General features: G+C 36.4%; 21 protein-coding genes and 1 pseudogene. 6 read left to right on the forward strand and 16 right to left on the reverse strand.

Annotated features, from left to right (window positions below):
- Window positions 1-86: 86 nt before the first annotated feature.
- Together ytpR and FG390_RS06345 are read right to left on the reverse strand one after the other, a co-directional pair.
- Window positions 87-695 carry a YtpR family tRNA-binding protein gene (gene ytpR, locus FG390_RS06340; RefSeq protein ID WP_141190186.1) on the reverse strand — a complete coding sequence of 203 codons (609 nt, stop codon included), beginning with the start codon at window positions 693-695 and terminating at the stop codon, window positions 87-89.
- Window positions 696-733: 38 nt separating this feature from the next.
- Complete coding sequence (locus FG390_RS06345) at window positions 734-1,540, reverse strand: DUF1444 domain-containing protein (protein WP_141190187.1); 807 nt, start codon at window positions 1,538-1,540, stop codon at window positions 734-736.
- Window positions 1,541-1,714: 174 nt separating this feature from the next.
- Here FG390_RS06345 and FG390_RS06350 point away from each other — a divergent pair, with 174 nt between their 5' ends.
- Entirely contained in the window at window positions 1,715-3,805 is a 2,091-nt protein-coding gene (locus FG390_RS06350) for a methyl-accepting chemotaxis protein (RefSeq protein ID WP_141190188.1), read from the forward strand.
- Between the two features lie 257 nt (window positions 3,806-4,062).
- Here FG390_RS06350 and FG390_RS06355 read toward each other — a convergent pair whose 3' ends face one another.
- On the reverse strand, window positions 4,063-4,608 hold the full coding sequence (locus FG390_RS06355; protein ID WP_141190189.1) for a DUF84 family protein: 546 nt from the start codon (window positions 4,606-4,608) through the stop codon (window positions 4,063-4,065).
- A gap of 17 nt (window positions 4,609-4,625) precedes the next feature.
- Window positions 4,626-5,705 carry a M42 family metallopeptidase gene (locus FG390_RS06360; RefSeq protein ID WP_141190228.1) on the reverse strand — a complete coding sequence of 360 codons (1,080 nt, stop codon included), beginning with the start codon at window positions 5,703-5,705 and terminating at the stop codon, window positions 4,626-4,628.
- A 511-nt stretch (window positions 5,706-6,216) separates the two neighbouring features.
- Between FG390_RS06360 and FG390_RS06365 the strand changes: the two genes are divergently transcribed.
- Window positions 6,217-6,525 carry a PepSY domain-containing protein gene (locus tag FG390_RS06365; protein WP_141190190.1) on the forward strand — a complete coding sequence of 103 codons (309 nt, stop codon included), beginning with the start codon at window positions 6,217-6,219 and terminating at the stop codon, window positions 6,523-6,525.
- A 67-nt stretch (window positions 6,526-6,592) separates the two neighbouring features.
- On the opposite strand, the gene trmB is transcribed toward FG390_RS06365, so the two are convergent.
- Complete coding sequence (gene trmB, locus FG390_RS06370; protein ID WP_141190191.1) at window positions 6,593-7,237, reverse strand: tRNA (guanosine(46)-N7)-methyltransferase TrmB; 645 nt, start codon at window positions 7,235-7,237, stop codon at window positions 6,593-6,595.
- A gap of 164 nt (window positions 7,238-7,401) precedes the next feature.
- Between trmB and FG390_RS06375 the strand changes: the two genes are divergently transcribed.
- Window positions 7,402-7,671, forward strand: a complete 270-nt coding sequence (locus FG390_RS06375; RefSeq protein WP_181406400.1) for a YtzH-like family protein — start codon at window positions 7,402-7,404, stop codon at window positions 7,669-7,671.
- Here FG390_RS06375 and FG390_RS06380 read toward each other — a convergent pair.
- The 3 genes from FG390_RS06380 to thpR all read right to left on the reverse strand — a co-directional run bounded on the left by FG390_RS06380 (window position 7,664) and on the right by thpR (window position 10,027).
- The gene (locus tag FG390_RS06380; RefSeq protein ID WP_141190193.1) at window positions 7,664-8,461 is read right to left on the reverse strand and encodes a phosphotransferase family protein; all 798 of its coding nucleotides are present in this window, start codon (window positions 8,459-8,461) and stop codon (window positions 7,664-7,666) included. The two genes, FG390_RS06375 and FG390_RS06380, sit on opposite strands and share 8 nt — an antisense overlap.
- Before the next feature lie 133 nt (window positions 8,462-8,594).
- The gene (locus tag FG390_RS06385; RefSeq protein WP_141190194.1) at window positions 8,595-9,386 is read right to left on the reverse strand and encodes a hypothetical protein; all 792 of its coding nucleotides are present in this window, start codon (window positions 9,384-9,386) and stop codon (window positions 8,595-8,597) included.
- A gap of 86 nt (window positions 9,387-9,472) precedes the next feature.
- A complete protein-coding gene (thpR, locus tag FG390_RS06390) occupies window positions 9,473-10,027 on the reverse strand; it encodes an RNA 2',3'-cyclic phosphodiesterase (protein ID WP_141190195.1) in 555 nt (184 codons plus the stop codon).
- Between the two features lie 414 nt (window positions 10,028-10,441).
- Between thpR and cysK the strand changes: the two genes are divergently transcribed.
- On the forward strand, window positions 10,442-11,374 hold the full coding sequence (gene cysK / locus FG390_RS06395) for a cysteine synthase A (protein WP_246092719.1): 933 nt from the start codon (window positions 10,442-10,444) through the stop codon (window positions 11,372-11,374).
- A gap of 174 nt (window positions 11,375-11,548) precedes the next feature.
- Here cysK and FG390_RS06400 read toward each other — a convergent pair whose 3' ends face one another.
- On the reverse strand, window positions 11,549-11,767 hold the full coding sequence (locus tag FG390_RS06400) for a DeoR family transcriptional regulator (RefSeq protein ID WP_141190197.1): 219 nt from the start codon (window positions 11,765-11,767) through the stop codon (window positions 11,549-11,551).
- Between the two features lie 380 nt (window positions 11,768-12,147).
- On the opposite strand from FG390_RS06400, the gene FG390_RS06405 reads away from it, so the two are divergent.
- Window positions 12,148-12,585: a DUF6884 domain-containing protein gene (locus FG390_RS06405; protein WP_141190198.1), complete on the forward strand. Its 438-nt coding sequence runs from the start codon at window positions 12,148-12,150 to the stop codon at window positions 12,583-12,585.
- 78 nt (window positions 12,586-12,663) lie between these two features.
- Window positions 12,664-13,116 carry a hypothetical protein gene (locus tag FG390_RS06410; RefSeq protein ID WP_141190199.1) on the forward strand — a complete coding sequence of 151 codons (453 nt, stop codon included), beginning with the start codon at window positions 12,664-12,666 and terminating at the stop codon, window positions 13,114-13,116.
- Window positions 13,117-13,300: 184 nt separating this feature from the next.
- On the opposite strand, the gene FG390_RS06415 is transcribed toward FG390_RS06410, so the two are convergent.
- From FG390_RS06415 to FG390_RS06445, 7 genes and pseudogenes are all read right to left on the reverse strand, one after another.
- Window positions 13,301-14,908 carry a putative polysaccharide biosynthesis protein gene (locus FG390_RS06415; protein WP_246092720.1) on the reverse strand — a complete coding sequence of 536 codons (1,608 nt, stop codon included), beginning with the start codon at window positions 14,906-14,908 and terminating at the stop codon, window positions 13,301-13,303.
- 388 nt (window positions 14,909-15,296) lie between these two features.
- Window positions 15,297-15,605 (reverse strand): rhodanese-like domain-containing protein, encoded by a 309-nt coding sequence (locus FG390_RS06420; RefSeq protein ID WP_246092721.1) that lies wholly within the window; start codon window positions 15,603-15,605, stop codon window positions 15,297-15,299.
- A gap of 73 nt (window positions 15,606-15,678) precedes the next feature.
- On the reverse strand, window positions 15,679-16,536 hold the full coding sequence (gene manZ / locus FG390_RS06425; protein ID WP_141190201.1) for a PTS mannose transporter subunit IID: 858 nt from the start codon (window positions 16,534-16,536) through the stop codon (window positions 15,679-15,681).
- Between the two features lie 21 nt (window positions 16,537-16,557).
- Window positions 16,558-17,370 (reverse strand): PTS mannose/fructose/sorbose transporter subunit IIC, encoded by an 813-nt coding sequence (locus FG390_RS06430; protein WP_141190202.1) that lies wholly within the window; start codon window positions 17,368-17,370, stop codon window positions 16,558-16,560.
- Window positions 17,371-17,448: 78 nt separating this feature from the next.
- Entirely contained in the window at window positions 17,449-17,940 is a 492-nt protein-coding gene (locus FG390_RS06435) for a mannose/fructose/sorbose PTS transporter subunit IIB (protein WP_141190203.1), read from the reverse strand.
- On the reverse strand, window positions 17,940-18,362 hold the full coding sequence (locus FG390_RS06440; RefSeq protein ID WP_141190204.1) for a PTS sugar transporter subunit IIA: 423 nt from the start codon (window positions 18,360-18,362) through the stop codon (window positions 17,940-17,942). The genes FG390_RS06435 and FG390_RS06440 overlap by 1 nt, the downstream gene beginning before the upstream one ends.
- Window positions 18,363-18,829: 467 nt before the next feature.
- Window positions 18,830-19,031 (reverse strand): annotated as a pseudogene (locus FG390_RS06445) (RNA-guided endonuclease TnpB family protein); the annotation flags it as partial.

Genomic DNA, 19,031 nt, shown 5'->3' on the forward strand with positions numbered 1-19,031 from the left:
TGTCATAAACCAAACATCTCATTTTTTCGTGTGTGTATTAAAAATCACTAGTTATTTAACTAGTGATTTTATTTACATACATCGGCTTATTTACCAAAAAAATCTTCTCCAACGGTTTTGGAATCATCTAAAACAAGAATCCCCTTTTTTTGCGGTGCATGAGGTAAATCTAACTCCCTAGCAGAACAAATCATACCAGAGGAGGCCACACCTCTTAGCTGCGCATCCTTAATAATCATACCACTTGGCATGACTGCCCCAACACGTGCAACAACCACATGTTGATCTTCTTCTACATTCGGTGCCCCACAAACAATTTGCAAGGTTTCACTTCCAATATCTACTTGACAGACACTTAATTTATCAGCATTAGGATGCTTTTCTTTAGAAATAACCTTTCCAACAACAAAGGAAGGTCGATCATCAAAGGTTAATATATCAGAAAACCCTGCATTTTTAATGACTTTATTAACCTTGTCAACGAGGTCTTTGCTTAGATCAACTTGTCCATTAACATCTATATTGAACCATTCAGATATTTGAAAGAGATTAAAGCCAAGTGTTTTACCCGTATCAGGGTTTAAAAGTTTGACCACGTTTTTCTTTTTTTCAACCTGAATGGGCTCTTCGTCTCCTATAACTGCTTGTACTAATAAGACATCTCCTATGCCTTCTTTATTGTAAAATATGTTCATTTTTGTTCCTTCCAACCTTTCAATCAATTCAACATTTATCAGTCTTCTTCATCCACTGGACGATTTTTGGCTAAAATGAAAATTGGATTTAATTTCCCGTTTTCATAGATAAAAGGTAACGCCGTAATTGGAATATTACCATTGGTAAAAAATTGCATCGTCATCTGAGCTAAGACATCATATCCCCTTTTATTCACAATGTCAGCAAAAATTAAAACATCTTGATGAGGGATACTAACCGCCAGATCTCCTTTTGATTTAGCTGCCATGTCATCTAATAATGTTTTATTTAATATTCGACTGGCATCATAGCCATCATTATGATTTATAAAAGTAAATACGTTATCCGCAACATGGTCTTCCTTCATTTCTATCGGTAAGGAACGCAGATTAAATTCAGCCATCTCAAATAGAGAGTCTTCCAAAACACCTTCATTTTTCATAAATTCACGATCAATAAGGCGATAAGAATGACCTAAATCTAAAGCATAATAGATACGTGTTTCAGCTGTATGCTCCTTATAAAGCAAGGTTTTCCCATCTGATGTTTCCGTTGGAAACGAAGTAGATCGCATGACAGGAAAAATATGTTTTTCCATTCCTACGAGTCGTTGAGATGAATTCATCACTCGGAGGGCATGGTCAACGTAATAGACGATTTGATCTATGAGCTTATCTTTTTCTGCTTCATAACGACTGGAAAGTCCAGAAAGTTCAAGTGTAATCCCTTTCTTAGACTGACTATTTTCAATTCGCAATGTCTCTTTTTCACGATCATAAACCATTGTTCTGTCTGGTGCCTGAAGTCGATTTTCCAGCAGACGTTTAAGTTCTTTGCTTTCCATTTTAACACTTCCTCCGCATCTGCATGAGATCATTTTACCATGTTCTTGGAATTTTTATAAGGGAAATCACTAAAGAATCTCGTTGATTAGACGATATAAATAGCGTTAAGGGGACTTTAAGATACATCATTACATAAAGATATACGTTATAGAATTGTATATAGGAGGGTTTTCATGGATTGGTCAATAAAAAAGAAAATAAAGTCGATGCTTTTTATGGGTATTATTGGCATCATTCTCTTAGCATTATTTACTTGCCTCACATTTGTTAATAGCAAATGGACAAATGGTAAAGTCAATGCGATTCATCAGAATGCTAACTTAGCAGAAAGTATTCATACAAAAATAGAAAAAGCTCGAACCTTAGAACAAATGTATTTAGCTAAACCGAAAAAAGAATATGTGGTTCAACTAAATAACCTTCTTAAAGAGATTAAGCAAGACACAAAATCATTTTCCAATCAATCAGATGTCGTTAAAAAATCAACTAAAGATATAAATAACCAAGTCAAAGTCTATCAAGAAAGCCTTAACCAGGTCGTTTCCATTACGGAGTTGATCGGTTACACTGAAAATGAAGGCCTACATAAGCGATTCCTCGAGACAGAAAAAAAATTAGACTCCATGATTAATAATACTAACAATCATGAACTAGTTAAAAAGTATTTGCAGCTTAAATTACAAGAGAAAACGTATTTCGATAATCCTACATCAAAAGGTTTTAATGAGATCTCAAATGAGATCAATGATTTTAACCTTTATGCTTCTTCTGTTGTTTCAGACAATAATCAAAATGAATTTAGTTCAACATTACTAAAGTATAAAAGTATTAATGACTCAATTAATTCATCCTATAATTTATCCGATTCACTTAGAGAACAGTTTGCTTCTGCAAGCAGCCATATTGAAAAAAGTGTGGACAAAGTCGTGAACTCTTTAAATCAGCAAAACCAAGATATTGATCACCATCAAACGACGATTGGTCTTACTTTCTTTATTATTGCCCTTCTTTTAAGTATTGCCATAGCTGTGGTCCTTTACTGGTTTGGAAGACGATTATCAACAAGTATCTCTGATTCCCTTCATGAACTGACAAAAGGTGCTACTAAAATTGGAGAAGGACATCTAAATTACCGTGTTCCTATAACGACACAAGATGAACTAGGTCAATTTGCAGAATCATTTAATAAAATGACAGCCTACATGGAAAAAACGATTCAGAAAGTCTTCCATTCAACAAAGACATTAACTCAATCATCAGAGAACTTGGCTGCTGCCTCTGAAGAAAATGTGGCTCAAGTGACCGAAGTCAATGAAGCCATTCAGCAAGTAGCTGCAGGTGCTCAAAATCAAGCTGATCATTTGGATCAAAGTATGAATTTATTATCTAATGTTACTCAGGCTATTGACGAAAGTAAGGTTTTCAGTCAGCAAGTCCTTCAGAAGACCAAAGAAACAGAAAAAACAAGTCAAGAAGGTCTCATCACTGTTTCACATCTTGAAACGAGCGCTAATGAATATTTAAAAGTTATTTCATCCCTCATTCATGAAATAAAAGATGTTGCTACGCAATCCGAGAATATCAAACAAATTCTGAAAACAATTAAAAGCATATCGGATAACACGAATCTACTCGCACTAAATGCGGCCATTGAATCTGCACGTGCTGGAGAAGCAGGAAAAGGATTTGCTGTAGTCTCAAAAGAAATCCGCAATTTAGCTGAGAGATCTAAGAAGGAAACAAATCAAATTAACGAAGATATATCGAATATTATTGGACGATTAAGTCATTTAACAACAATGGCAGAAACCCTCAATCAGTTTTCTGAAAAACAGAGAGATAATGTGGCTATGACCAAAGTCTCATTTGACCATATTACGGATAAAATCTCATCTATAAACAATATGATGGATAATATTAACGGTAAAGTGACTCATGTGAAGGATGCTAATCAAAATCTAGTGATTAAATTAGAAGAAATTAGTGCTATCTCAGAAGAAACAGCAGCCAGTACAGAAGAAGTTTCAGCTGCGAGTGAAAATCAAAAATTTGCGATTGGAACCGTTACACAAGCTGCGACTGATTTACAAGCCATTGCTATTGATCTAGAAAATGAAGTCCTAAAATTCACTTTTGATACTCAAGACTCGGAAATGGACTTTGATTCAAATACCCATGTAGCGTCGATTAATGAAAGTGCTCAAACACCTACTGACAATAGGCCAAAGAAAGAAATAGAACAATCTTCTCAGCAAGTTAATTAAACTAATCTTTTTAAAATGCCTTCATCAGAATATAAACCTGATGAAGGCATTTTTTACTCTATTTAAGTGCGTGTTCAAAAAGGTGACAAATTAGAAGCAAGAAGGCTAAGAGCGGCGCTGTTTTGAGGACCGGCATTCCACATGATGTGGTAGCTTCAGGCGCCCGCCACAGGACGTGAGCGATTTTAGTTGAAGATCCTCTTTAATTTACTACATGAGGACCGAAAAAACAAACGGGCGCCGAGATTCGCAGCTTATCATTTGGTGACTTTTTGAACAACCTCTTTAATATTATAGTAAAAACAATATTGTCCATACAGTAACAAAAGAACATGAAAAAACATGTCACTTCGGTTCATTCGACCATTCGTCAAGATACCAATAGTTCCCTCGCCTTTTCTTACATTGTGTTTCTTTGAAAATTCATCAATCAAATTTCCAAGTTCCGCGCCTTGCTTAATACCATCAGATAAAGTGGATGGCAACACTATTTTTGCGCCACTTGCAGTGAAAAGATGTCCCTTTCCATCAATTAATGCACCCCAATTACATAAGTACATCTCACCGTCATGTTCAGATACTCCCCCTTCGAGTCCAATGGAAATATCGGAACTTGACATTTCAAGCGCAGACTTAGCTCGTTGAATTGCGCCTTGCCGAGTTTCCTCGTCGGATAAAGGCTGTGCTCTTACACCCGAATTCGTTTCAATACTTTGACAGACTGCTTCTAATTTTTCAAATTGAATAAGGGATTCTACGGCCTTTAATTTGGCAGGATTGGTTGTTCCTACACTAATCAGCATTCGAGTTAACCCTCCATTTAAACATTTTCATGAATAGTGTCTAGCGTCGTTTGGTCAGTTGTTTTTACAAGTTCAATAAGTAATGCTTTAGCTGCTGCATAGTCATCGACATGTATGATTGATGACGATGTATGGACATAACGAGAGCAGATACCAATGACAGCAGATGGAATCCCATTCTGATTCATATGTACGCGGCCGGCATCCGTTCCCCCTGGAGACACAAAATATTGATATGGAATTTTGTGTGTTTCAGCTGTATCTAATATAAATTCCCTCATCCCTCGATGCATGACCATCGTCCGATCTAATATCCGTAGCAAGACACCTTTTCCCAATTGACCAAAAGCAGATTTATCTCCACTTGTGTCATTGGCAGGAGAGGCATCAAGTGCATAAAAAATATCCGGAGATATCATTGTTGAGGCCGTTTGTGCCCCTCTTAATCCTACTTCTTCTTGAACCGTTGCTCCTGAGTATAATTGATTAGGAAGAGTATATCCCTCTGTGTGAATCTCCTTTAATAATTCAATTGCAAGCCCACACCCGTAGCGATTATCCCATGCCTTAGCTAATATCTTTTTCTTGTTTGCCATTGGAGTGAATGGGCAGATTGGAAGTATCGCTTGTCCAGGCTTTACACCTAAACGTTTAACATCCTCTTGATCATCTGCACCAATGTCAATAAGCATATTTTTTATAGCCATCGGTTTTTTACGTGTTTCGTCATCCAATAGGTGGGGAGGAATAGACGCAATGACACCTACGATAGGACCATTGTCTGACATGATATGTACACGTTGAGCAAGTAAAACCTGTTCCCACCATCCTCCAAGTGGTTGGAATCTTAACATCCCATTTTCAGTGATTTGAGTCACCATAAATCCGACCTCATCCATATGACCGGCTACCATGACTTTAGGTCCATTGTTAGTTCCTTTTTTTACACCAAAAATACTTCCAAGACCATCTTGAACAATGCTATCCGCATATTTTGTTAATTGTTCTTTCATAAATTTTCTCACTTCATATTCAAAACCGGAAGCTCCATTTAATTCTGTTAATATCTTGAACAATTCTAAAGTATCATTTTCCATTGTTATGACACAGGCATCAATACTGATGACGTGAGTCTCCACTTCCTTCCATTATAATCTTCTCCCTTATCTTACCGAATAATGTGAAACCAATCCAATTTTTAGATGAAGTTCTTGGATTTAGATAGCTAAATAAAGGCATAATAATAAAAGATGATGTATGAATATCGATTATTCGAAAATTATTGATATACTATATCTTAGAGGATGTTCAAAAAGTCACCAAATGATAAGCTGCGAATCTCGGCGCCCGCTTGTTTTTTCCGGTCCTCATGTAGCGGATACAAGAGGACTCTGGCTAAAATCGCTTAAACTGTGGCTAGTGCCTAAAGCTACCACATCATGTGAAATGCCGGTCCAAAGAAAACTGCTCTGCTCTTTTCCTTCCGACGCCCAGGACGGGCTAGTACTGGCGTTTCTTGCAGGATGCCAGCGTACTTAGCCAGTAACCCTTTTCATTTGTCGCCTTTTTGAGCACGCACTATTAGGATATTTTTAGGAGGGATAAATAATGAAATGGAAACCCCTCATTTTAGGTTTCGTGGTGGGATTAACAAGTCAACTTGTGTATCAAAAACGGAAAGAAAAACAATTACTTTCGCCTGAAAAAGCACTTCAATCTGTTAAAAGATCGGTTAAATCCGATCTAGATGTAAATAATGGATGGATTTATCTCACACCAACAGACATGAAACGTCATGGCATTTCTTACAATGTCTATCAAGGCGGAGTAACAGCAAATCAAGGTAACGAAAAAAAACATTATGACTTTATTGTTGATGCTCAAACAGGAACATTACTCGAACTTCAATCACAGTGATGGATGCAAATTAAAAAGGCTAAGAAACGTCTCCTTAAGAGGAGTATTTCTTAGCCTTGTGTCATTTTTATTCACTAAAATGGGCTTCGCAGCGATATATTCGATGTCCTTTACTTGAAAATTTTTCTTCATACTCGGTCATGACATTTTCTTCTTTAAAATGGGAATGATGCAGGTCGAGACTAATGTTTTGTAGATATAGGCCATACTTTGAAAAACTTTCAAGGGAATATTCAAATAAACCTTGATTATCCGTTTTTAAACAGATGTGACCTTTGCTGTTTAAAATATATTCATATTGAGCCAAAAACGAGCGATAGGTCAGGCGTCTTTTTTCGTGTCGATTCTTAGGCCATGGATCTGAAAAATTTAAGTAAATCGCGGCAACTTCATTTTCAGAGAAAAAATCTGTTAACTCATTCGCATCACCATTAATTAAACGAACATTTTTCAATTGACTGTCTATACATTTATCCAGTGCTGAGACAATGATACTTTCTTGTATTTCTATCCCAATAAAATTAATATCAGGATTCTGTTTAGCCATGTTTGTAATAAATTGGCCTTTCCCTGCTCCAATCTCAACATGGATTGGGCATGCACTACTGAATACGGATTGCCATTCTCCAATATGAGATTTTGGATCCGTAATGACAAACTCTGGGTGACTTAATAATTTGTCTTTTGCCCAAGGCTTATGACGCACTCTCATTGACTACTTACCCCTTTACATCCTAATTATGACGTTGTATATACGATTTTAGACTATCGAAAAGAAAAAAGAAATAGTTTTATCATTTACCAATTTATCACTATTTTTCTTTTAATAAAAAACCCCCATCCGGATATCCTATTAAGGAAAGGATGTGGGCAATCATGGTTTTATCACATAATGATCAAAAAAATCTTATCGGTGACATTTTAAAGGCGCATCAACAAGATGGCGCTGCACGTTCATCAGAATATGAACAATTGTATCGTAGTGCTGCATCATTATTATCTCCCGAGGCTCAAACAGGTCTTGATGTAAGTACCATACAAGCCATTCAATCATATGGTGAAAAAGGAATGCAACTCGATAATTATGATGGTCACCTTGGTGATAATAAAGAAAATTTCCAAACGTGGATTGATTCACTCAGCTAAAATGAACAATAGAGTAATCATTCAATCGCCTTAAATCCTTTTCATAAAGGAGAGCTTCTTTCGTTTGGTGGTGATCTTGATGCCAAAACATAAATTGGATTGTCTGCGCAATCATATACCAATGCATACGCAGCCTAAGATGATGATCGAGTGACCATCCATAAAAGGAAAGCCATTCACTCCACTCGTTCTCATCAATATACCAATAAAGTAATAAGGCAACGTCAAGAGCTGGATCAGCAATGACAGCCTGATCCCAATCCACCAGATAAAGTTGCTCTCCTTTTTCATCAATTAACCAATTATTATGATTAATATCTGAATGGCAAACACTTTTTTGTTCAAAATTAACGTCATTTACATGTTGATTCAAAAAAATTAAAGCCGTATCAACACTATTATTAGTATGACGTTGATCGTTTTTATCTTTTAAATCATTTAATATATTTTTTGGTGATATAGGTTTTTTACCAAGTTTTGAAAAAGTAAGTAAAAGGTGATCCGAAGAATGAATTTTTTTTAGTAACGTAGCAACTTTCTTTGATGACATTTCACTTGCATTAAGTTCACGCCCATTTAACCATTGTTGAGCTGTTAGAACATCGCCATTTGTAAGCCGTCTTGTCCACAAAAGTTTCGGAACAATGTGTTCAGCTGACAGTGAAGCCAAAAATGGAGATGAATTACGTTTTATGAATAATTTATCTCGTGCTGATTCAGCCATATATGCTTCTCCTGTCATCCCACCAGCTGATGAAATGACCCAATTATCATTATCAAAAAATTGCATCAAAATAGTCACCCTTCAAACGAATAATCATACATATTTCATAACATAAACATAAGCATACCATGATTTTAGACTAAAGAAAAATACTTTTTATAAATTGAGTCTATAAATTTTTTGTTTTTATACAAACACTTTAGTCACGTTCAAAGGCCGATGTGGCCATCTGAGATAATAAACGATTCGTTATGATGATTTGTTGGGATTTCAATGTAGATGAATGATGACAGATCTTTTTGGATATTTGATTTTTATCACGCCGATCGCAAATTTCTGTATTAGCATCATGATGTACAAATTCGACATAACTATTTGGAGCAAAAATTAAAAATTTTATCGGCATCGATAAGTTTTGAGTTTGTAAAAATGTTCGTAATGCCGTCTTCGTCCTTTTTAGTGATATAAATGGATTGATAAATTGAGGAGATTCCTCTCTTTTCATTTCTTTCCATAATCGATTATTTATTTCTTGAAAGACACTGCCATCTTCACCTATTAATGGTTTCACGCACCATAGCGTGTCATTCGTTATGATAAGCGAATCTAGTTGCAACATCGTTTGTTTCATTAATAGAACTGGTTTGTAAAGTATAAATGTCACATCATTTAATTCCGAAAGACAGATCTTAAGCCATGTCACATGACTTAAGTCCTCCTGATTATCAGAATAAAAACCAGCTGTAGATGTCGCCCAAATGATTTGTTGCTCAAATAACCATTTATAGTAGACAGACTTTAATTGGTCTATAGTCGAAATAGAACTAAATCGTTTAGCTAGATTTACTGGACGATCGTCCCGCGGTCTTTCAAATTGATCCCTCCACTGTAACCATCTTTTCTGTTTCAATGTAATAAATCGATTGGCGTAGTGTTGTAAATCACATTCATATCTTGAAATACATTCATTTACCTTAATAAGTTGAGCCATGTTATTCTCTTCCCCCACACACTTTGACTGTTCTCATAATCGTCCGTTCCCTTAATTTCTAATATTAGTGCATTTAACCGCTGAATTTATCCAAATGGCCATATTTCAATTGGATTGTACTTCGGAGCCTTATTTAACTCAATTCGAAATAACATGAACTCGTTACAAATCCAAGAAACAGGTTTAGGTTCAGTCCATTGTAAAATCTCATTTAAAGATCCACTATTTGGCCCAATCCATCTTTTCGTGATTGTAATATGAGGATGGTACGGTCGCGACTCGACTTTAAAGCCACAAGAACGTACACTATTATCGATCTTTCTTTTTAATGCAGACAGTGGTTCATTTTTTGCGATGTCACCATATACAACACGTGGATGCTCAGGATGCCCAAAGCCCCCTATACCTTCTAGATTTATTATGAAAGGGTTAATGTCTATCTTTTCCTTATTTATTGTATCAATAAGCGTATGAATGGTCTTCTCATCACTTGCACCTAAAAAGGCAAGGGTAATATGAAAATCATCTGTATGAGTCCATTGTTTATAATCAACATGTTGTTTTAATATTTCGGCCCGTCTTGAAAGTTCTATATTTACGTTCTCCGGAAGTTTTATACCTATAAAATAATGAGAATCCATTAAAGCACCCCTATTTACGTTGAAATCATTTTAAATACATGTTCAAAAAGGTGACAAATGAAAGGGTTACTGGCTAAGTACGCTGGCATCCTGCCAGAACGCCAGTACTAGCCCATCCTGAGCGCCGGAGGCTAAGAACGGTGCTGTCTGTTCCTTAGGGCCGGAAAAACGGGCGGGCGCCGAGATTCGTAGCTTATCATTTGGTGACTTTTTGAACAACCTCTTTAAGGCATATGATTAGTTTAGCACGATTAGAGTCAATTATTCCGTTTAAAATAGATGTTTCGTATCAACAAAAAAAGCAAAAACTTAGTTTTTATTCTTTTTTCCTGTTATCCCTATTATATTTCTTGGTATAATAAACAGAGTGAAGAGCAATCTATCGTTATTGTGTATAAGAAGGAAGTGTTGATTTTGAATAAAGTTGTCGATCGGATTGATCAATTAATTGGAAATACGCCTCTTGTTAAGTTAAATCGCTTACCAGATAAAAAGGGTGCCCAAATATATGCTAAATTAGAGTTTTTTAATCCTAGTAAAAGTTTGAAAGATAGGGCTGCGTTTAACATGATTCAGGTCGCTGAAAAAACCGGTCTTTTAAAAAAAGGTGCAACGATTATTGAACCAACGTCAGGTAATACCGGGATCGGTCTAGCCATGAATGCAACTGCACGAGGATACCGTGCGATAATTGTTATGCCTGATACGATGACCCAAGAGCGTATTAGTCTATTGAAAGCTTATGGAGCTGAAGTTATTTTAACTCCTGGCGACCAAAAAATGCCTGGGGCTATTAGGAAGGCTAAGGAACTCGCTGAAACGATTCCTAACAGTTTCTTACCGATGCAATTTGAAAACGCGGCTAATCCAGATGCTCACCGTAGGTCCACCGCACTGGAGATCATAGAAGATATTAAGACATTAAACAAACCATTTAAAGCCTTTGTTTCGACAGCAGGTTCGGGTGGTACAATCACAGGGACAAGTGAAACATTAAAAGAACATTTCCCAGATCTATCTATTTTTTGCTGTGAACCAGCCGGATCTCCTGTTCTGTCTGGAGGAAAGCCAGGACGGCATAAATTAGTTGGAACAAGTCCAGGTTTCATTCCATCAATTCTAAATTTATCGATTATCGATGAGATTATTAAAATAACCGATGAAGAAGCTTATGAAACATCCAGACGATTGGCTCATGAAGAAGGAATACTTGTTGGCCCTTCCTCAGGTGCTTCCGTTTACACAGCGATGCAAATAGCCAAACGATATACCCCAGATGATATCGTCATATGTATGACTAACGACACAGGTGAACGTTATTTATCAGGTGACATATTTGAAAAGTAAAGACGTCTGAAATTGTAGACAACCTATTTTCATAAAAGAATTCATGATTATGATGAGACAAACAAGAAACGATATGAATTATCTGTCTCTTGTTTGTCAACATTCATTTCAATAGAAAAAGGGATTCACCTGTTTTATACATACAAAAAAAGAGCATGCAGCAATGGCTACAGCTCATGAAACTTTCACTTTTTTATTTGTTATCGTCCATCTTCCTCGACTGGGACTTTTCACTAAATTATTATACATTAGTATATTTAGATCCCTTTGAATCGTCCTTTGCGTGATGTCAAACTCTTCAACTAATTCCTGCGTTGTGACAGTACCTTTGTTTCGAATGAATAAATAAACAGCTTTTACACGGTTTAACATTCGATCAGTTGAAGGATTCAAATAACCACTCCCTAACGTTTTTTTAAAGGATAACTTACATTAAAAGAATATTCAAAATGCAATAAACTATTCTAATTCCTTTTTATGAAGTAATAACGTTATGGTTGCTGTATAGTAAAAGTCAGAGATGTAGTATAAAGGAACTCTGTTATCCTTCTATACCCCTATACTATACATTAATACGATAAAAAGTCAAATATATTCTGCAAATTTTCAAATAAATAAGGAAAGATAAACCAATGATGATTAGAGTTTTAAATTTATTAAGCTTTCAATAATAAGAAGACCCTTCAAGGAATAAACATTTTTTTATATTTTTACGCATCATTTGTCCCATTTTACAAAATGAAAGGTACAATAGTAGGAAAGAGGTGGATCAAATGAAAAAGAAAGTTGCACTAATGGCGACTGCAAGAAAAAAGAGCAAAGAAACGGCACCCGTGATTGAATTTTATCAAAGTCCGTTATTCAAGAAATCGGTACAATATGCCTTAGAAAATTACGATACTTTGTATTTTTATAATGCAAAAGATGGACTTTTACTCCCGGATACCGTGATGGCACCCTATGATGTATCGATCCGTACATTTTCAAATCAACAAAGAAGAAAATGGGGAGAAAAGGTTGTTAAAGCTTTTTGTCAATATGAAAAACCCGATCAAATTCAGCTTTATCTCCATGGAGGTAACATCTATCGCAAGTATCTTGAACCGGTGCTACATGAGAGAGGTTTTACTTTTGAAATTCCACTAAAAGGATTAGGAATCGGGCAACAATTAAAATGGTACGATAAAAAGTTAAAGGGCCTCAAAGAATAAAAAAAGAAAAACTTTGAAACATATCCATTCGCCTATACATAGACTATTACGAAAAGCTATTCTATAGGGGGTTAATTCATGGTTTATCGAAATCAACATCAACAACAACCGCAGTGGCCTAAGCCTTCAAATATATTTAATGGATACGAAAAACTAAATGGAGGACAAGAAAGACCTACTGAATATGATTCTTACACCATTGGTACTAGTCATTATAGTTTACCTTTCCAGCCAGCAACAAACCATCAGCCGATTTCACCACCTGCCTCTGTTCCTTATACGATGTTACCTTGGTCTGAAACAAATCCAAATTCATTTACTTATCAACAAACTCACGCTCTTAATGGATTCCCACCTGAATCCTACTACCAAACAGCTCCTATACCAGACGATACACTAACAAAGAGAATAGATGATATTGACAATAACTACAAGCAATTAGCGGAAAGTATTTCGAGCCTTCACGCACGGCTTCGTGTCATTGAACAAAGATTAGGCATTCCTGTTCCTCCTTCAAGCTACCCATCTTAATTTAACGAATAAAGAAAACTTGCCGATTGCGGGGCCTGTAAGGCACAGAAAGAGGCCTAGAATGTGTCACTATTGCTTCGCCTTCACGGCAACTCGATGCTTAATCGAAAGAAGATTATGCTAGTTGTACTTAAATTTTTATGCTTTCTTAAAGTACAAAAAAGCCCTCGTAACGAGAGGGCTCTTATGCATGTTTTTTCACAAGCTTTGATAGTATGGGAACGCGTACTTTTCCGATAACTTGCCTTAAAAGACCTGTTTTCATGGAAACGAGTAAGTAAAAACAACCACCCACACCAATACTAATGACGGAAATGACAATAGCTTTTCCTCTTGTATTCGGAATGTGACCGCCTGTTAACATAAAAATTAGTTTAATCAGAATGAGCATCGCGAATGTAAATATAGAAATGAGCAACGTTCTTTTTGCAATAAAGGTATAATTATACCCTGTTTGCCGCTTAATAGCATATAAATTAATTAGAATTGAAGCACAGTACCCTATATTAGTCGCAATAATAGGACCAACCATACCGAAGAGTATCATGCAGATTGGATTTAATATCAGTTTGAAAAGAACACCAACAAGTAAGCTGTATAATGTCACCCTCTGCCGATTAATCCCTTGCAATATAGAAGCAGTGACTGAAAACAAAGCAAAAAACAAAGCTGTTGGAGCATACCAACGCAAAACATGACCGCCAATCATAAGGTCTCTCGGATCCACCGTATAAAACAATCCATGAATCATATAACCAAGGATGGATAATCCTGCTGCAGCCGGCAGTGTTAAAAAGAGAACAAATTGCAGGGCTTGTGTGATCTTTTTATGCAGCGAGCGCTGATCTCCTTCGGCATAGGACGTAATCATTGACGGTACAACACTTACCGCAAGAGCCGTTGCAAGTGAAACAGGGATCATAATAATTTTCTGATCATTCATCGATAAGGCTGCGTAATAAGTGGTCATGGTTCTAGTACTATAATGGAGAAATCTAAATATTGTGTATTGATCAATCAATTGATACACTTGCATCGCGATGCCTACAGCGACAAATGAAATCGCATAGCTTAATAATTCCTTATACATTTTGCTTAAAGAAAGACTCATATTTGGTGAACTTAGCGAATGATCATCCATTTCATTAAAACGATGACGACGTTTCATCCAATATAACAGCATAACGTATAAACCTGCCACGGCACCTACGAAGGCCGCAAACGTCGCCATTGCACTCGCTGTCCGAACTGACCCATGAAAAACTTTAATAACAAGGAAGGAACCTAATAAAATAAAGGCAATCCGAACAATTTGTTCAATGACTTGAGATACCGCTGTAGGTCCCATTGACTGATAGCCTTGAAAATAACCTCGGATTAAACTCATGGATGGAACGATTAAGATTGAAATACTCACCACTCGAATGACAAGAACCATGTCATTCAGATTGTGACCTTCTGCATCTATTAACCCAGTAATTTTCGGGGCAAAAATAAACAAAAATAAAAAACCAATAAGGCCTGATAAACTCATCATGAGTAAACCAGATTTAAATAATCGTTTGCCTGTATGATAATCCCCCATCGCATTATATTTGGCAACGAATTTGGACACAGCTAGTGGTAGCCCTAATGTGGAAATACTTAATATAATTGAGTAAGGGATATAAGCTATTGAATATAAAAATACTCCATCATTTCCAACCAAAGCGGTAAATGGAATAACAAACACAATACCTAACATTTTTGATAGAAATGTAGCAACGGTAAGGATCAAAGTTCCTCTGATCATGCAAGATCCTCCTATATGTGAAACTTCAGGTAACCAAATGGTATTTAGAAGTTAATCAATCATTTATGATAACAACATCCAAGCCTAGTTAATGATCTGAATATTATCCTATTTAAAATACTGCTTTTGGTAAAGTAGATTTCATTTATAAAAAGATAAAGCATAATCCATTTTATAAAGAAAGTCATAACTCTAATATTGTACCATAAACAAATACAGGTTAACGATAAAGTTGTTACAATTAAAGAAATTTGTCTAAATTTGGCGAAGTCGTTCCAACTATTATATCCATAAAAGTTAAATCATATATAATTCAAAGCGCACAAAACCCCTCTAAATAACTGTTTAGAGGGGTTTTTGCTATTTTTACGTGTGTGACTTGGCTGTGTTACTCAACCTCACCGTGCCATTTTAACATACCACCAACCATGTTTTTTGCTTTAAAACCATGTTCTTGCAAAAATTCGGTCGCCATCTCACTTCTTCTTCCCGATCTGCAAACCACAACATGTTGTTTTGAACGATCCAATTCTTCATATCGTTCCGGGATTTCCGCTAAACGAATATGAATGGAGGTAGGGATTTTGCCCATTTCGACTTCTTCATTCTCCCTTACATCAATAACAGACACGTCTTCATGATTTTTTAGCATGTCATCAAGCTGTTCAGGTTGTATGATCTGAACGTTCTCAGCCAATGCTTCCACCTCGTTTTAAATTTTTACTTGCCTTATTATTGTCATGTCCTAACCTAAAAAAGTCAAGACTTTTTTAAGCAAGAATTTTTAACCAATAGCCAAGAATACCAACGGCAAAGATACCAAAGATTAACCAAAGTGGATTTACTTTCTTTTTAAGCAGACTGGCCACGAAGAATGTGAGTAGCAATGGAAGTAATCCTGGTAGTAACGAATCAAGAACACTTTGAACTGTTGTTACCGTTTTATGTCCTGTTTGGTCTGTCAAATGAGCTAAAACAACTGGAATATTAATACTGGTCCACTTACAAACCAGCGCCCCCATGACAAACAGTCCTAATATCGAAGCTCCTTCGGTCAATTTTTGAAGTCGATTTCCTTCAAGATCTGAAATTACCGATAGTCCCTTTTTATATCCATATTGAATGCCATAATATTTTGTTGCTAATCGAAGAATATTAAAGAAAACTAAGAAGACTAGTGGGCCAATGATATTCCCTGTAATAGCAAGTGATGCACCTAAAGCACCAATGACAGGACGTAACGTACCCCAGAAAATTGGATCACCTACACCGGCAAGTGGACCCATTAAGCCAACTTTTACACCACTGATTGTTGAATCATCTATGGGTGCACCATTTGCTTTTTGTTCTTCCATAGCAGCACTAACACCGACAATTGGAGCAGCCAAGAACGGTTGGGTATTAAAGAATTCCAAGTGTCTTTTTAATGCTTTCTTCCGTTCATCACCCTTATACAAGCGCTTGATAGCTGGAATCATTGAGAAACAAAAACCGACCGATTGCATCCGTTCAAAGTTAAAACTTCCTAAAAGAAAATTGTTACGAATAAACATTGAAAACAAATCTTTTTTCGTTAACTTTTTCTCACCATTTGTTGATACGTCTTGTACTTTTACTTGTTCGCTCATTATTTTCTCCCCCTGTCAAATTTAGTCGTCTAAATCATCATCTAAATCATTGCCAGATACCGTTCCGCCATTGGTTGCAGCTGCGCGATTTTGGCCAGCTGACGCATGATATTTTGGATTTAATTGGATATAGATAATTGCAGCGACCAAACCGAGAATACCTAAAGCCACCAAGTTAAAGTTTGTAAATGCAGCTATAACAAAACCTAAGAATAAGAATGGCATGAGATATTTAACTGCCATCATATTAATAACCATCGCATAACCTACAACAACGACCATACCACCACCGACTTGAAGTCCTTTCGTAATAACTTCTGGAATTGAATTGAGGAGGTTCTGAACAGTCGTTACACTAATTAATGCTACAATTAATGTCGGGATCAAAACACGCAATGCTTGTAATGATAAACCTATGATATGCATCATATCGATGCCCCGAATATTCCCTTCCTCTGCGTATTTATCTGCACGGTGTTGTAAACCTATCGTAAGCGTTCTTACAAAGATGGTTAAAACCTGCCCGGCTGCTGCAACCGCAACGGCGACCGCAATACCTTTTCCTATACTTTGATCTGCCGTGATAACAAGTAAAGTTGAAATGACTGAAGCCAAAGCCGTATCAGGTGCCATTGCAGCCCCAATATTCATCCAGCCTAGAGCCATCATTTCTAGCGTACCTCCAAGAATAACGCCTGTTTTCAAATCTCCAAGTACTAAACCAATAAGTGTACATACAATCAACGGGCGGTGAAGTTGACCTTCATCCAATACACTGGCCATACCTGCAATGGCTGCGATAAGACAAACCAAAATAATTTGAATCAATGACATGATGTGTCACCCCTTTAATTTTTATAAGAATTCATTATGGCTATTTCCTTTGTCATTTTGTATAAATACTGAAGACCATCATTCTTTTGAAAACGCTTTTATTTTATCCATCAAATTAATCCTAGGATCATTAGCCGTATGACGAAGTTCAAGTTCAATTCCTTTTTCATTTAATTTATTAAATGCTTCGATATCTTCATCAACAACACTCACAGCGTGTGCAATGGCTGTACGTCCTTCTTTAAAACTCATTTGCCCTATGTTTACGCTTTCAATTTTTACTCCACCATCCACAACTCTTACCACATCACTTGGATTCGTAAAAAGGAGTAAAGCTCTTGATTTTTCATATTTTGGATTGTTGTAGGCACGGATCATTTTGTCAATAGGAATAACACTTGCTTTAATGCCTGGAGGCGTAACAGATAACAATAGCGTTTTTCTAAAGGTATCTTTCGCCACCTCATCAGATACAACGATAATACGATCACATTTAGCTTCTTTGGACCAAGACGTCGCTACTTGGCCATGAATAAGACGATCATCAATTCGAACGAGTGCAATAATCATTATAAGTCCCCCTCTTCTTCGTTTAAGCTCAAACTCCCACTTAAGGTTTTTACTCCTTCAATGGCCGTTTGACTGATAGCTGGAACAAGTGTTTTTAAGTCACCTGAACTTCTCCTTGCAAAACATTCTACTAACATGGGCATATTTGTTCCTGTAATAACTTCCATTTCCTCGTGATCTAAAGCCACGGAAGCTGCAACATTAAATGGACTTCCACCAAATAAGTCTGTCATGAACAAAACACCTTTAGATATATCTAAATGCTTCATAGCAAGAAGATATTTTTCTTTAAGTTCTTCAATACCTTCTCCAGGTAAAAATGTAATCGTTTCTAAATTATCTTGCTTACCAAAAATCATCTCTGCGGATTTCACGATTTCACGTGAAAATTCGCCGTGAGTTGCAACAATTAATGCAATCATATTCTGACCCCCTTACCTTCACTTTGCCTTACACTTGTATATAAGCAAGTTCTGTGCCAAATACAGTATTAAGCGCTTTCAAAAAGGTAAAATGCCTTATTTTATCAAGCAAAAATAGCTTTTAATTTTATAATCTTTATTTCACAAGTAACCAATCAATCTGTTAAACTTCTTTTATTGATACACTTTTCATAAATAAAAAGAAACCATCATGTCGATTGGTTTCTTTTTGATACACAACTTCCTTTTGTTTTCTGTTTGATACACTAAGCCTTATCTGAACCTCTCATGACTAAAGTCACGAGGTTCTAAGGTACTTTCATTCAGCCTTCGTCTGAATAACCGAAAACGAGTTGTCGGCTGACATCAGCCACTCAGCTATTTCCCTTAGACTTTCATGGACAAGGCAACGATTGCTGCCATTATCGCCCTGTGGGCTCAGTTCAAAACCCTTTTGTATCGAAGCTTTACAATCCAATACTACTTAATTGTTTCTTGTTCAACTGTTTTATTCGGTCTATTTCCTGTTGGTGCTTATCAAAGAAGTGGTTCCAAGTTTTATTTGCCCGTTCAACATCTATTTCACACAGATTATCTTTTGTATTCATAATGAGGAAGGCACTATACAAATCACGTTGAACATCACCTTGTTCGAAGTGGTTCCAACGT

Origin of the sequence: Terrilactibacillus laevilacticus (genome assembly GCF_006517395.1) — a bacterium.
In the GTDB taxonomy this organism is placed as follows: domain Bacteria; phylum Bacillota; class Bacilli; order Bacillales; family Sporolactobacillaceae; genus Terrilactibacillus; species Terrilactibacillus laevilacticus.